Consider the following 14,652-nt stretch of genomic DNA (forward strand, 5'->3'; position numbering starts at 1 on the left):
GATCTCCCAGGGTAATTCGCGCGACCTTCCTGCTTATGCCTGTCGGATTTACGTCGTAGCGCTCCGTGCAAGTATTGGGCTTTAGTGAACGTTGCCACCTCACCCCGCTACGCCGCCTGATCCGCTTCCTGTTCGTCAGGCCAGCATTTTGCCTCGGGCTTCCTTCAGATTCGCAGTCGCCCGCGACACCCTTGCCTCTGGCTAACACTTCCCCTTGCCGGGTGTGTAGAGGACTTTCACCTCCAAGTCACCAGCCTGGCCACCACAGCCAAGCTGGTTGCGCTTCCGCGCAACGCGCCATGCCTGGCGCACAACGAAAAAGCCCGGAAATTTCCGGGCTTTTTCATGCGCGCCGACTCGGCGTCAAACGCCCCGGTCGTCAACCTTGGCTTTCACTGCCTTGGCCGCACGCTGTTTGCGCACCTCTTTCGGATCGGCAATCAGCGGCCGATAGATCTCCACCCGCTCGCCATCCTCCAGCACCCGCTCTTGCGGCTTGGCAACCGCCTTGCCGAAGATTCCCAGCGGGCTGTTCGCCAGATCCAGCCCAGGAAAATGCGCCTGCATACCCGACTGCTCGACCGCCTGGCGCATCGTAGTACCGTAAGGCAGGCTGAGCCGCAGCAGCCTCTGTTTATCAGCCAGGGCATAGACCACTTCGACCACGATCGTTTTGCCAGTCATTTGATTGCTATCCATAGAGCTGCTTGGCTCTTTGACAGAATGCATCCACCAGGGTGTTCGCCGCCTGATTGAACAGCGGCCCAAGCGTGGCCCGCACCACGGGCCCGGCATAGTCGATGGTCAGATCCAGACTGATTTTGCAGGCCTTGTCGCCCAGAGCCTTGAACACCCACTGACCATGCAACTTGTTGAACGGCCCCTCCTCCAGGTGCAACTCGATCGACTGCCCCCAGACCAGCGCATTGCGGGTAATGAAGCGCTGGCTGACTCCACCCTTGGCCACCGCCAGACTGGCGCGCATATGGGTTTGGCTGACATCCAGAACCTCGCTGGCCGAACACCAGGGCAGGAACTCCGGATACCGCGCCACATCATTGACCAGCTCAAAAAGGGCTGAGGCCGGGTACGGTAATAACGCCGAACGCTGAATATGGGTACTCATGAGCCTGCAACTTCATTCAATAGGGTGACTGTACTCATTTCATCAACTCTGCAACAAACACGACCAATATACCCAGCGGCGCCACCACACGAATCAACCAATACACCAAGCCGAACAACAGCGGATTGTCGATTGCCAACTCCTCGCGCACGGCTTCGCGCTTGAGCACCCAGCCGGCGAACAGCACGAAGGCCAGACCTCCCGCCGGCAGGAGAATGCGACTGGTCAGGTAGTCGATGCTGTCGAAGAAGTTTCGCCCACCTTCGGCGCCCCACTGGAACAGGTGAAACCCATCGACAGCGAAGACGAAGAACTTGGCCTCGGCACCAACATTGAACGACAGCACCGTGCCCATGCCAACCAGCCAGCACAACAGCGCCAGCACGCTGGTGATCAGCACCCGGCTGCGCCGGGTGCGCTCGACCAGATAAGCCACCGCCGGCTCCAGCATCGAGATCGACGAGGTCCAGGCAGCGATCAGCACCAGCACGAAAAACAGCGTGCCCATGGCCTGACCGAGCGCAATGTTGCCGAAGGCCACCGGCAGGGTGACGAACATCAGCCCGGGACCGGCGCCCGGTTCCATGCCGGCGGCGAACACTATAGGAAACAGCGCCAACCCGGCAGTCAGGGCCACCAGGGTGTCGAGAATACCAACGGCCAGCACCGTGCTGCCAATCGAGGCCCGCTTGGGCATATAGGCGCCATAGACCATGATCGAACCGACGCCAACGCTGAGGGTGAAGAAGGCATGCCCCAGCGCGGCCAGCACGCCATCGAGCAACCTGTCGGGCTGAAAATCGAAGAGAAAGTGAAAGCCCTGCATAAAGTGCCCGGTGGTCATGCTGTAACCCAGCAGTACCAGCAACAAGACAAACAGCAGCGGCATCATGACGCGCAAACTGCGCTCCAGACCGGCCACGACACCACGCGCGATGACGAAGCCGGTCAACAGCATGAACAGCGTGTGCCACAAGGTCAGGCGCCAGGGGTCGGCCGTCAGCGCGCCAAACGCGCCACCCGCCCCCTCGGCACTGATGCCTTCGAACTGCCCTGCCCCCATACCCATGATGTAGTCCAGCGACCAACCCGCGATGACGCTGTAAAAGGACAGGATCAGCAACGCGGCAATCATGCCCATCAGCGCGGCCCACGACCACCTTGGCGAGGCGCCGGATTCCAGCGCCAAAGCCCCCAGCGCATTCACCGGACTCTGTCGGCCGCGACGCCCGATCAGGGTTTCAGCCAGCATGATCGGCAAGCCGACCAGGAAAATGCACAGCAGATACATGATGACAAAGGCCCCGCCGCCGTACATGCCGGTCATGTAGGGAAACTTCCAGATATTGCCCAGGCCCACCGCGGAACCGGTTGCCGCCAGGATAAACACCCAACGACTGGCCCAGGCACCGTGGATCGAAACCTTGTCGCTTACCATGAATACGCCCGATTAATGTGCAAAAGACGCGCATTGTCCGGGATTAACCACCCGCTCTCAAGATCAGGCTGTCGCCAGCAGGCCAACGACTCCCTATAATGCGCGCCCTATGGCTAAACAAAAGAAACACCCTCAAGGCACCATCGCCCAGAACAAGAAGGCGATGCACGATTATTTCGTCGAATCCAGATTCGAGGCGGGCCTGGTCCTGGCCGGCTGGGAAGTGAAGAGCCTGCGCGCCGGCAAGGCCCAGTTGGTCGACAGCTATGTATTGCTGAAAGACGACGAGGCCTGGCTGATGGGCTGCCACATCACCCCGTTGAAGACCGCCAGCACCCACGTGATTGCCGACCCGATCCGCACGCGCAAGCTGCTGCTGAACAAGCGCGAGCTGGAAAAGCTGTTCGGCGCCGTGCAGCAGAAGGGCTACACCTGCGTGGCGCTGTCGGTTTACTGGAAGGCGCATTTGATCAAATGCGAGATTGCCCTGGCCAAGGGCAAGAAGGACTTCGACAAGCGCCACAGCGAAAAAGAGCGTGACGCCGACCGCGAAGTGCAACGCGCCATGCGCAGCAAGGGCAAGGACGATTAAGAGCAGCCTCAAGCGGTAAGCTACAAGCGCCAAGAACGCACCATTGCCGCTTTGATTTGCCGCTTATGGCTTATGGCTTATCTGCCGCCGCTGCGCCCGCGCCTCCCGCTGCGCCAACTGCTGCACTTCGGCAAGCACTTCCCGCACATAATCGATATGCCGGTTGGATAACTGACGCGCGTCTTCGGCACGACCCTCGATAATCGCCTCATACAACGCCCGATGCTGATCGATCAGCATGTCGCGGGTCTCGTCGCGCTGGGCGTACATGCCGCCAATATTGGTCACCACGTTGCGCTTGAGCAGGTCGAACAACCCACGAATGGTGTGCAGCAACACGGCGTTGTGACTGGCTTCGGCGATGGCCAGGTGAAAGCTCGCATCAACCGCCCCCTCTTCGGCGCGGGTCACTTTGCCGCTGCGACTGTAACAGTCCTGCAGCGCGTTAAAGGCCTCCGTCAGACGCTGGCGATCCAGCTCGGTGGCGCGCTGCGCCGCATAAAAGGCACAAGAACCCTCCAGAGTGTGGCGAAACTCCAGCAGATCGCGCTGGGCTTCCGGGTTACGCTCCAGAAGCTGCAACAGCGGATCGCTGAAGGTCGAGCCGAGTGATTCGGCGACATAGTTGCCGCCTCCCTGGCGGCTGACCAGCAGGCCCTTGGCCGCCAGCTTCTGAATCGCCTCACGCAATGACGGGCGCGACACGCCGAACCGCTCGGCCAGCGCACGCTCGGCTGGCAACCGCTCGCCCGCCTTCAACGTGCCTTCCAAAATCATGACTTCCAGCCGGCCGACAATATCGTCCGACAAACGGCGCTGGCGCACCTGCCCTACATCCATAACCCGAACCTCACTGGTTTTACCACCTGAAACGCCCTCTTCAGGCACTTGTAGAGCAAGCCTATAGCGACGCTCAAGCCCTTACAAGACAAGGATACTCGACCAAAGTCGTAAGCCTGCTAATTGACAGTTACAAGGGTTCACTTTTACTCTGGCCACGCTAGATTGTAAATTGGTATTACCAATTTGCCCACACAGAAAACAATTCCAATAAGCACATGAGGTTTCCCATGCCGGTCATAGCAAAACCACTTGCCGTATCGCTGCATTCGCATACACCCATGCGCATTGCGCACCGCTAAGGAGAGACCGACATGTCAACTGGTCTTCTGGCTCTACTCGCTTTCTCTCCGATCCTGCTCGCCGCCATCCTGCTGGTCGGCCTGCGCTGGCCTGCCAAGCACGCCATGCCACTGGTCTATCTGGTAACTGCCGCCATTGGCCTGTTCGCCTGGGAGATGAGCTTCAACCGCGTACTCGCCTCGACCCTGCAAGGCCTGCTGATTACCCTGGGCCTGCTGTGGATCATCTTCGGCGCCATCCTGCTGCTCAACACCCTCAAGCACTCCGGCGGCATTACCGCGATCCGCGCCGGCTTCGCCACCATAAGCCCTGACCGGCGCATTCAGGCGATCATCATCGCCTGGCTGTTCGGCTGCTTTATCGAAGGTGCTTCGGGTTTCGGTACGCCAGCGGCGATTGCCGCCCCCTTGCTGGTGGCCATCGGCTTCCCGGCCATGGCGGCGGTAATGCTCGGCATGCTGGTACAGAGCACCCCGGTGTCCTTCGGCGCGGTGGGTACGCCCATTATCGTCGGGGTCAATACCGGTCTGGACTCGGCCACCATCGGCGCGCAACTGGTTGAGCAAGGCTCTTCCTGGGCGCAGTTCCTGCAGCTGATCACCAGTGAAGTGGCGATCATCCACGCCACCGTCGGCACCGTGATGCCGCTGATCATGGTGCTGATGCTGACGCGCTTCTTCGGTACCCAAAAAAGCTGGAAAGCCGGCTTCGAAGTACTGCCCTTCGCCATTTTCGCCGGCCTGGCCTTCACCGTCCCCTACGCCCTCACCGGGGTGTTCCTCGGCCCGGAATTCCCGTCGTTGGCTGGCGGTTTGATCGGCCTGGCAATCGTCACCAGCGCCGCGCGCCTGGGCTTTCTGCTGCCGAAAACCACCTGGGACTTCGCCCCGGCAGACAAATGGCCGAGCGAATGGCTGGGCACTGTTGAAATGAAACTGGACCAACTGACCGCCAAGCCCATGAGTTCCCTGCGCGCCTGGCTGCCCTATGTCCTGGTCGGTGCCCTGCTGGTGATCAGCCGCGTGGTACCGCAAGTCGGTGCCGCCCTGAAAGCCGTGGTGGTGAACTTCCCCGATCTGCTCGGTGAAACCGGCGTCAGCGCGAACTTCATGCCGCTGTATTTGCCGGGCGGGATTCTGGTCGCAGTGGTGCTTGCCACCTTCTTCTTCCACAAGATGAAAATTCGCGATCTGGGCCTGGCGGTCAAGGAGTCCTCCGGGGTGCTGCTCAGCGCCGGTTTCGTCCTGCTGTTCACCGTGCCGATGGTGCGTATCCTGATCAACTCGGGTGTCAACGGCGCGGACCTGGCCAGCATGCCCATTCTGATGGCACGCTGGGTAGCCGACAGCGTCGGCGGCATCTATCCGCTGCTGGCACCGAGCGTCGGTGCCCTGGGCGCCTTTATCGCCGGTTCCAACACCGTCAGCAACATGATGTTCAGCCAGTTCCAGTTCGGCGTGGCCACCAGCCTGGGCATTTCCAGCGCACTGGTCGTTGCGGTACAGGCGATTGGCGCCGCCGCCGGCAACATGGTTGCCATCCACAACGTGGTGGCGGCATCGGCCACAGTCGGCTTGCTCGGTCGCGAGGGCAGCATTCTGCGCAAGACCATATGGCCTACGCTGTACTACGTACTGTTTACCGGCTTGATCGCCCTGACCGCAATCTATGTACTGGGCGTTAGCGATCCGCTGATCGCAGGCTGACAAACGCTCGAAGACACCCCCCCCGGTGCACACCGGGGGGGTGCCACTCACAACTCCCGTATATACCCAGACAGGCCGGAACTCACCCGTTGAGGCCGACCACCTGGGCGAGAACCGCCTTCTCCTGGCACAAGGGTGAACCCGATGATCATTTCTGCCTCTACCGACTACCGCGCAGCGGCACAACGCAAACTACCGCCGTTCCTGTTCCATTACCTCGACGGCGGCGCTTACGCCGAACACACCCTGCGACGCAACGTCGAGGATCTGGCCGACATCGCTCTGCGCCAGCGGGTTTTGCGCAACATGTCCGAGTTGAGCCTGGAAACCCGCCTGTTCAACGAAACCCTGTCGATGCCCGTGGCGCTCGCACCCGTCGGCCTGACCGGCATGTACGCGCGCCGCGGAGAAGTACAGGCGGCCAAGGCGGCAGCAGCCAAGGGCATCCCCTTCACCCTGTCGACGGTATCGGTGTGCCCGATCGAAGAGGTGGCGCCGGCCATCGACCGGCCCATGTGGTTCCAGCTCTACGTGCTCAAGGACCGCGGCTTCATGAAGAATGCCCTGGAGCGCGCCAAGGCCGCCGGCGTGACCACCCTGGTGTTCACCGTGGACATGCCGGTACCGGGCGCCCGCTACCGCGACGCCCACTCCGGCATGAGCGGTCCGAATGCACCGGTGCGGCGCATTCTGCAGGCCATGACTCACCCCAGCTGGGCCTGGGACGTGGGCCTGCTCGGCAAACCCCACGACCTGGGCAATATCTCCGCCTACCGCGGCAACCGCACCGGCCTGGCGGACTATATCGGCTGGCTCGGCGACAACTTCGACCCGTCGATCTCGTGGAAAGACCTGCAGTGGATCCGCGAGTTCTGGGACGGCCCGATGGTGATCAAGGGCATCCTCGACCCGCAGGATGCGAAGGACGCAGTGAGCTTTGGCGCCGACGGCATCATCGTCTCCAACCACGGCGGCCGCCAGCTCGACGGCGTGCTGTCGAGCGCGCGCGCACTGCCGGCCATCGCCGACGCGGTCAAGGGCGACCTGGCAATCCTCGCCGACTCGGGCATTCGCACCGGCCTGGACGTGGTCCGAATGATCGCCCTGGGGGCCGACACGGTACTGCTCGGACGCGCCTTCATCTACGCCCTGGCCGTAGCCGGCGGTGCGGGCGTGAGCAACCTGCTCGATCTGATCGAGAAAGAGATGCGCGTGGCCATGGTTCTGACCGGCGCCAAGTCGATCAGCGAAATCAGTGCCGACTCGCTGGTGCGGGAACTGGGCCACTGAGCAGCACACCCTCTTTTGCAGGAGCGGACTTGACCGCGACTTTCGCGACTGAAGCGCAGCGCCCTCCTACAACAGCGCCTCGGCACCAGCCAACCCGACGCGCTGCCCAACGTACTGAGAATAATCCGGAGCGCCCATGAGCCTGCCCGCCGCCTTCCTCGCCGCCGTCGAGCGCCTGATCCCCCAAGAACGGCGTTTCGACGACGCCCTCTCGACCCTGGCCTTCGGCACCGACGCCAGCTTCTATCGGCTGATTCCGCAACTGGTGATCCGGGTCGAGTCCGAGCCGGAAGTGGTCGCCCTGCTCAAGCTGGCCAGTGCCGAACGGGTGCCGGTGACCTTCCGCGCCGCCGGTACCAGCCTGTCCGGTCAGGCGATCAGCGACTCGGTACTGATCGTCCTGGGCGATAACTGGAACGGCCGCGAAGTCCGCAGCCAGGGCCTCCAGGTCCGCCTGCAACCCGGCGTGATTGGCGCCCAGGCCAACGCCGTGCTGGCACCTTTCCAGCGCAAGATCGGCCCCGACCCGGCCTCGATCAACGCCTGCAAGATCGGCGGCATCGTCGCCAACAATGCCAGCGGCATGTGCTGCGGCACCGCGCACAATAGCTATCACACCCTGGCCGGCATACGCCTGGTACTGGCCGACGGCACGGTGCTGGATAGCGAAGACCCGCAGAGCGTGGCGGCATTCGAAACCAGCCACGCCGGCTTGCTCGAACAACTGGCCGAACTGGGCCGGCAGACCCGCGCCAATAGCGCGCTGGCGGCCAAGATCAGGCATAAATACCGGCTGAAGAACACCACCGGCCTGTCGCTCAACGCCCTGGTCGATTTCGACCGACCGCTGGATATCCTCAACCACCTGATGGTCGGTTCCGAAGGCACCCTGGGTTTTATCAGCGCGGTGACCTACGACACGGTGCACGACCACCCGCACAAGGCCAGCGCCCTGCTGGTGTTCCCCGATGTCGAGAGCTGCTGCCGCGCGGTCACCGTACTCAAGCTGCAGCCGGTATCCGCCGTGGAGCTGCTGGACAGGCGCAGCCTGCGTTCGGTCGAGAACAAGCCGGGCATGCCGGAGTGGGTGAAGAGCCTGTCGAATGGTGCCTGCGCCCTGCTGATCGAGTCGCGCGCCGCCAGCCAGAGCCTGCTGCATGAGCAACTCACGCAGATCATGGCATCGGTCAACGAATTCCCCCTGGAAAAACAGGTCGACTTCAGCGAAGACCCGGCGGTGTACAACCTGCTGTGGAAGATCCGCAAGGACACCTTCCCCGCCGTAGGCGCGGTGCGCCAGACCGGCACCACGGTGATCATCGAGGACGTCACCTTCCCGATCGAACAACTGGCCGAAGGGGTCAACCGCCTGCTCGCACTGTTCGACAAGCACCACTACGACGAGGCGATCATTTTCGGCCATGCCCTGGAAGGCAACCTGCACTTCGTCTTCACCCAGGGCTTCGACGACCCGCTGCAGGTCGCCCGCTACTCGGCATTCATGGATGACGTGGCGCAGCTGGTGGCGGTGGAGTTCGGCGGCTCGCTCAAGGCCGAACACGGCACCGGGCGCAACATGGCGCCCTTCGTCGAACTGGAATGGGGCGCAGATGCCTATCAACTGATGTGGCAACTCAAGCGCCTGCTCGACCCGCAGGGCATTCTCAACCCGGACGTGGTGCTCAGCGAAGACCCCGATATCCACCTGAAGAACCTCAAGCCACTGCCGGCCGCCGACGCGATCATCGACAAGTGCATCGAGTGCGGCTTCTGCGAGCCGGTGTGCCCGTCCAAAGGACTGACCCTGAGCCCGCGCCAGCGCATCGTCATGTGGCGCGATATCCAGGCGAAAAAGCGCGCAGGCGAGGACACCACGGCCCTGGAGCGCGACTACCAGTACCAGGGCATCGACACCTGCGCCGCCACCGGCCTGTGCGCCCAGCGCTGCCCGGTGGGGATCAACACCGGCGACCTGGTGCGCAAGCTGCGCGCCCGCACGGCGACTCATCAGGGCAGCGCCACCTGGCTGGCCGAACACTACGCCACCGCCCTGAAGGGCACCCGCCTGAGCCTGATGGCCGTCAACACGGTGCGCAAGGTGTTCGGCGCCCCCTTGCTGGCGAAGACCTCGGCGGGCCTGCGCAAGGTCTCCGGCAACCGCCTGCCACAGTGGACGCCGGCCATGCCGCAGGCCGTCAAGCCGATCAGTATCAACCCACCGGTCAGCGACGCGCGCCCGCGGGTGGTCTACCTGGCCGCCTGCGTGTCCCGCGCCATGGGGCCGGCAGCAGGCGACGACGAACAGATGCCGCTGCTCGACAAGACCCGCGCGCTATTGGAGAAAGGCGGCTTCCAGGTGGTGTTCCCGGACAATCTGGACAATCTCTGCTGCGGCCAGCCGTTCGCCTCCAAGGGTTATGCCGAACAAGGCGAAGGCAAGAAGCAGGAACTGATCAATGCCCTGCTCAAGGCCAGCCGCGGCGGCCTCGACCCGATCTACTGCGACACCAGCCCCTGCACCCTGCGCCTGCTGCAGGATGGCCTGGACCCACGACTGAAGCTGTTCGATCCGGTGAAGTTCATCCGCGAGCAGTTGCTCGACCGCCTGGACTTCCAGCCGCAGGACAAGCCCGTGGCCGTGCACGTCACCTGCAGCACCCAACATCTGGGCGAAGCCCAGGGCCTGATCGACATCGTCCGCCGCTGCACCAGCCAGGTAGTGATCCCCGAGGGCATTCACTGCTGCGGCTTTGCTGGCGACAAGGGTTTCACCACCCCGGAACTCAATGCCTACTCGTTACGCGATCTGAAATCGGCGGTGCAGTACTGCGAGGAAGGCATCAGCACCAGCCGCACCTGCGAGATCGGCTTGAGCCAGCACGGCGGCATCGACTACCACGGTCTGGTCTACCTGGTGGACAGGGTAACCCGCGCCAAGCACTGAGAACGCGGTGAAAAACGCCCGCCTTAAGGCGCCCGCTACTGATATCGCCCCGCCCTGCGGGGCTTGCCATTGCGACGGGAAAGCAGACCAACGGCCTTAGGCCGCCAGTGAGGTTTCCTATACTGAAACCCCCGGCTGCTTATAAAGGAGCACCACCATGCACCGCCTTGTTGCTTTCCTCACCACTGCACTGCTCAGCACCTCGCTCTGGGCCATGCACTGCCCTGCAGATATGGCGAAAATCGACGCCCTGCTGCAAAGCAATCCACCCGGCGATGCGACCGTACTGGCGCAAGTGCAAAAGCTCCGTGCCGAAGGTGAAGAGCTGCACAATGCTGGCGATCACAGCCAGTCTGTGAAAGTCCTCGGCGAAGCCCTGCAACTGCTCGAGGCCAGCGAATAGCCCCGTATCAGTGGCCTTGCCCCAACAGGGTCAGGGCCAATCGGCGTACCTGAGCCAAATCAACAGGTTTGGCCAGGCACTCCTGTGCGCCGCGCTGACGCGCCTCGCTAAACACGGCTTCATCGGCCGTCGCACTGATTACCAGTACGGGCACCGTGCGCAGACGCGGATCGCGGCGCATGGCATCCAGCACCTGCAATCCGTCGCCGTCGGGCAAGTCCAGATCGAGCAACAGCAAGGTCGGCGTGCAGTTCTCCAGCTCGGTCAACGCCCTCTGCACCGAGCCGACCCCGCGCACGTCGGCGAACTCGCGCAGCGCTTCCTGCACCACCTTCACACAGGCCGGATGATCCTCGACGCACAGCACCTCGGCTTTAGGTTTCGGCTCCACCTCTTCGACCAGCGGCGCAGCCGCGGCGACTGTCTCGGGTGCCGCGGCGCTGGGCAAATCGATCCAGAAACGGCTACCACTGCCAAGGGTGCTGCGAAAACCCATATCGCCGCCCATCAGGCTGGCCAGCTCGCGACACAACACCAAACCGATGCCGGTGCCGGGAATGCTCGAATTCTCTCGACCCAGCCGCTGGAATGGCTGAAACAACTGGGCCTGCTGCTCGGCGGTCAAGCCTGCCCCGCAATCCTCGACCCACAAGCGCACGCAGTCCGGACGCACTTCATAACCCAGACTGATCAGCCCCTGCGGGCTGTTGTACTTGATCGCATTGGACAGCAGGTTGAGCATCACCTGACGCAAACGGCGCATGTCGGCCTGCACATACAAGCCCGCATCGACTTCCGCCAACACCTGCAACTGCAGGTGCCGCTGCTGGACTTCCGGGAGCACCAGTTCGGCGCAACCATTGAGCAAGGCGCCCACTTCCACCGCCTGCGACTGCAACTGCTGACGGCGACTCTCGATGCTCGACAGGTCGAGAATGTCATCGACCAACGCCGTCAGGTGACGACTGGCATTCACTATCTCGCGGGCATAATCCGCCTCCTGCTGGGCCTGCGGCTTGTCTTGCGTCTCCAGTTCGATCAACTGGCCAAAACCGTAAATGGCGTTCAGCGGCGTGCGCAGCTCATGGCTCATGCTCGACAGAAAACGGCTCTTGGCCTGACTGGCTGACTGGGCTTGCAGGCTGGCGCGGCGCAACTCCTCCTGCACCTGCTTGAGCCGGGTAATATCGACATGGGTACCGGCGATACGCAAGGCGCCGCCATTGCTGTCGCGCTCCAGGACCTTGCCGCGGCTGAGCAGCCAAATATATTCGCCGCCAGCATCGGCATAGCGATACTCCGCCTCGAACTGATCCTCACCACTGACCGCGAATAACTGACGCAGATGGCGGATGCGCTCCAGGTCATCCGGGTGCACACGCAGGTTAAATTCACTGAAGCTCATACTCTCGGCTCTCAGGCCAAAACGCTTGACGAAGTGGTCACTGACCTTGATCTCCAGGCTCGCCGCATCCACCTCCCACAGACTCTCCGTGGTGCTTTCCAGCACCAGTTGCAGAATCCGCTGCGCCTCATGCCGCTCGATGTCGCTGGCCTGCAACTGCTCACCGGTCTGCTGCACGGCCTGGGCCATGCTGACCAACTCATCGATCTGGCTGGATGGCGCACTGGGGTGGTAATCACCCTGACCGAGCCGGCGCATCATGCCGACGATACCGGCAATCGGCTGGGCCAACTGATCGCTCAAGCGCCGCGAACGCAGCCACATCCAGGCAAAAAACAGCAGATAGAACACGCCCAGGCCGACGATCAACCAATAACCGATCTGCAAGTAGCGCTCGGCCAGGCTGTTGGTCTCCCTGAAAATATTCTCTTCATCGACCACCAGCAGCAGGCGCCAACCGGTTTGCGGAATCTCGCTCCAGGCCACCAACTGCTGGCGCCCACCGAGCATGACCTCCTGCACACGGCCCTGACCGGAGGCCATGGCCTGCAACAGCGGCTGCATGCCGGCATGCGAGCCAAGATTGAAATCCGCAGGTTTGAGCACCTCACGGCGCACCGCCTCGGCGTAGGAATATTCGGTGAGTTCGCGCAGCGCAAAATCCTCCTCACCGGCCTGCGGCAGCGCCATGATGTTGTTGTCGCGGCTTACCAACATGGCATAACCCTGCCAGGGCACATCCAACTCACCGATCTCGCTGAGCATCTGGCCCACGGTGATATCCAGGCCGACCACCCCCTCGAGGAAGTCGCCGCGATACACCGGCGCCACCGCCGACATCATCCAGCCCTGCCCGGCCGGATCGAGATAGACATCGGTCCACACCACATCACGCTCGGGATTGTGTCGAGCGTCGGCCAGGTAATAGAAGTTGTAATCGGGTATCACCATGTCATGGGGATACTGCTCGGGCGTCATGAAGAACGGATAAATCCGGTTATAGCTGTCCCAACTGTTGAAATAGAGCGCGCTGACCAGCGGATTGGCGGCGCGGATCGAACGCATCAGCGGATCGAGTTGCGACAAGCGCAGAGCCTTGACGTGATCCTGCTGCAGCGGCGGCGTGCTGTTGGCGTAGAAGGACGCGGCACGGCCGTCGTCGCTACGGCTGTAAAACACCCCATTGCTGGTCGAAACATGTCGCTTGAGTTCCAGTTCGTCGGGCTGGAAGCCGCTGTTTTGCAGTGCATGACTCGCCGCATCGCGAAAAATCCGCACCTGCGCCTCGACCGCGCGTAACCGACCGTCGATCACCTGGCCCTCGCGCGCTACCGCCGTGGACAAACCCTCCAGGGCACTCTGCTGCAAATGGCCGATCTGCGCATCGCGAATGGCCGCATTGCTCAGCAGATACACGGTGATCAACACCGTCTCCACCAGGATCAGCGGAATCAAGGCACTCTGCACAAAGGCGCGCCAGATCCACTGGCGCACGGGGTAACGCGATACTCGCGGCATAATTCAGGTCTCTTCCCAAAGACATTGCACCCACTTCAAGCCGCAATCATAGCTGCACATGGCCCTCAGCGTGCGCCTGATGATTGCCCGGTCGACGCTGCGGAACCTTTGCCGTACACTAGGCGTCCAACCTTCAAGTCACACAGCTTTGGGGCCGATTAGGATTCGACGCCGGTAGTGAAACTCTAGGTGCATGCCGACTTGGTAACAGAAGTCGTAAATCCACTGTTGCAACTTTTATAGTTGCCAATGACGAAAACTATGAGGGCTACGCTCTCGCTGCGTAAGCGGCGCGACTAGTCCTTCTGGTAGCTTCGGCTCCAGCGATCACTAGGGGATGCCTGTAAACCTGAAGTGATTGTCATGCAGAACAGGATCGCCGCGTAGTACGTTGTGGACGAAGCGGCTAAAACTTACACAACTCGTCCAAAGCACCCTGCCCGTCGGGCGGCTGCGGATTAACTCAATAGACACGGCTAAGCATGTAGTACCGAAAGTGGAACACTGGCGGACGGGGGTTCAAATCCCCCCGGCTCCACCATTTTGTCTTCCCAGGAAGACCCAGAAAAGCCGTAAAGCCTAGAGAAATCAAAGCTTTACGGCTTTTTTATTGCCCACGTCTTCCCACCTGATCCCAGGGCATCCCACGCTTGACGGGGGCACATATGGGGGCATAAAACGCTCATCAGCTCGCACGGAGAGGATGTGCCCCCAATGCCCCTGAAAGACACCAACTGCCGCAACGCCAAGCCCCAGGACAATGTCAATCAGCATCCAAAACTTTCCAGGTAACAGCGTCCAAAAGTTTCCAGTCGCTCAGGTGTTTTTCACTGCCTTTTTGCGCTGCTTGAAGCGGAACGAATCGTTGCCGGTTTCGAGGATGTCGCAGTGGTGAGTGATGCGGTCGAGCAGTGCTGTGGTCATCTTGGCGTCGCCAAAAACACTGACCCATTCGCCGAAGGACAAGTTGGTGGTGATGATCAGCGAGGTCTTTTCGTAGAGCTGGCTGATCAGGTGAAACAGCAGCGCCCCACCGGAGTCTGGGAAGGGTAAGTAGCCCAGTTCGTCGAGGATCACTGCGTCCATG

Annotated in this window: 11 protein-coding genes and 1 other RNA gene; 6 read left to right on the forward strand and 6 right to left on the reverse strand. The window is 61.8% G+C overall.

Annotation, left to right across the window (positions count from 1 at the left end):
• Window positions 1-363: 363 nt before the first annotated feature.
• The 3 genes from BM315_RS23010 to BM315_RS23020 are packed head-to-tail and all read right to left on the reverse strand — an operon-like array spanning window position 364 to window position 2,564.
• Window positions 364-684 (reverse strand): RnfH family protein, encoded by a 321-nt coding sequence (locus tag BM315_RS23010; RefSeq protein WP_090505911.1) that lies wholly within the window; start codon window positions 682-684, stop codon window positions 364-366.
• A 7-nt stretch (window positions 685-691) separates the two neighbouring features.
• Complete coding sequence (locus tag BM315_RS23015) at window positions 692-1,126, reverse strand: type II toxin-antitoxin system RatA family toxin (protein WP_090505893.1); 435 nt, start codon at window positions 1,124-1,126, stop codon at window positions 692-694.
• 34 nt (window positions 1,127-1,160) lie between these two features.
• The gene (locus tag BM315_RS23020; protein ID WP_090505895.1) at window positions 1,161-2,564 is read right to left on the reverse strand and encodes a sodium-dependent transporter; all 1,404 of its coding nucleotides are present in this window, start codon (window positions 2,562-2,564) and stop codon (window positions 1,161-1,163) included.
• 109 nt (window positions 2,565-2,673) lie between these two features.
• Between BM315_RS23020 and smpB the strand changes: the two genes are divergently transcribed.
• Window positions 2,674-3,156: an SsrA-binding protein SmpB gene (gene smpB / locus BM315_RS23025; RefSeq protein ID WP_090505897.1), complete on the forward strand. Its 483-nt coding sequence runs from the start codon at window positions 2,674-2,676 to the stop codon at window positions 3,154-3,156.
• A 63-nt stretch (window positions 3,157-3,219) separates the two neighbouring features.
• On the opposite strand, the gene BM315_RS23030 is transcribed toward smpB, so the two are convergent.
• Entirely contained in the window at window positions 3,220-3,996 is a 777-nt protein-coding gene (locus tag BM315_RS23030) for an FCD domain-containing protein (protein WP_090505899.1), read from the reverse strand.
• Between the two features lie 314 nt (window positions 3,997-4,310).
• On the opposite strand from BM315_RS23030, the gene BM315_RS23035 reads away from it, so the two are divergent.
• The 4 genes from BM315_RS23035 (at window position 4,311) to BM315_RS23050 (ending at window position 10,642) form a co-directional block, all read left to right on the forward strand.
• The gene (locus BM315_RS23035; RefSeq protein WP_090505901.1) at window positions 4,311-6,005 is read left to right on the forward strand and encodes an L-lactate permease; all 1,695 of its coding nucleotides are present in this window, start codon (window positions 4,311-4,313) and stop codon (window positions 6,003-6,005) included.
• A gap of 144 nt (window positions 6,006-6,149) precedes the next feature.
• A complete protein-coding gene (gene lldD / locus BM315_RS23040; RefSeq protein ID WP_090505903.1) occupies window positions 6,150-7,295 on the forward strand; it encodes an FMN-dependent L-lactate dehydrogenase LldD in 1,146 nt (381 codons plus the stop codon).
• A 136-nt stretch (window positions 7,296-7,431) separates the two neighbouring features.
• Window positions 7,432-10,239, forward strand: a complete 2,808-nt coding sequence (locus BM315_RS23045) for an FAD-binding and (Fe-S)-binding domain-containing protein (protein ID WP_090505905.1) — start codon at window positions 7,432-7,434, stop codon at window positions 10,237-10,239.
• A 157-nt stretch (window positions 10,240-10,396) separates the two neighbouring features.
• Entirely contained in the window at window positions 10,397-10,642 is a 246-nt protein-coding gene (locus BM315_RS23050; protein WP_090505907.1) for a hypothetical protein, read from the forward strand.
• A gap of 7 nt (window positions 10,643-10,649) precedes the next feature.
• On the opposite strand, the gene BM315_RS23055 is transcribed toward BM315_RS23050, so the two are convergent.
• Window positions 10,650-13,565 (reverse strand): ATP-binding protein, encoded by a 2,916-nt coding sequence (locus tag BM315_RS23055; RefSeq protein WP_090505909.1) that lies wholly within the window; start codon window positions 13,563-13,565, stop codon window positions 10,650-10,652.
• 150 nt (window positions 13,566-13,715) lie between these two features.
• Between BM315_RS23055 and ssrA the strand changes: the two genes are divergently transcribed.
• Window positions 13,716-14,106: a transfer-messenger RNA gene (ssrA, locus tag BM315_RS23060) on the forward strand.
• Between the two features lie 275 nt (window positions 14,107-14,381).
• Here the strand turns inward: ssrA and BM315_RS23065 are convergent.
• The coding region (locus BM315_RS23065) for an ATP-binding protein (protein ID WP_170862299.1) at window positions 14,382-14,652 on the reverse strand (271 nt) is incomplete at its 5' end.

This window comes from Pseudomonas borbori, from assembly GCF_900115555.1.
In the GTDB taxonomy this organism is placed as follows: domain Bacteria; phylum Pseudomonadota; class Gammaproteobacteria; order Pseudomonadales; family Pseudomonadaceae; genus Aquipseudomonas; species Aquipseudomonas borbori.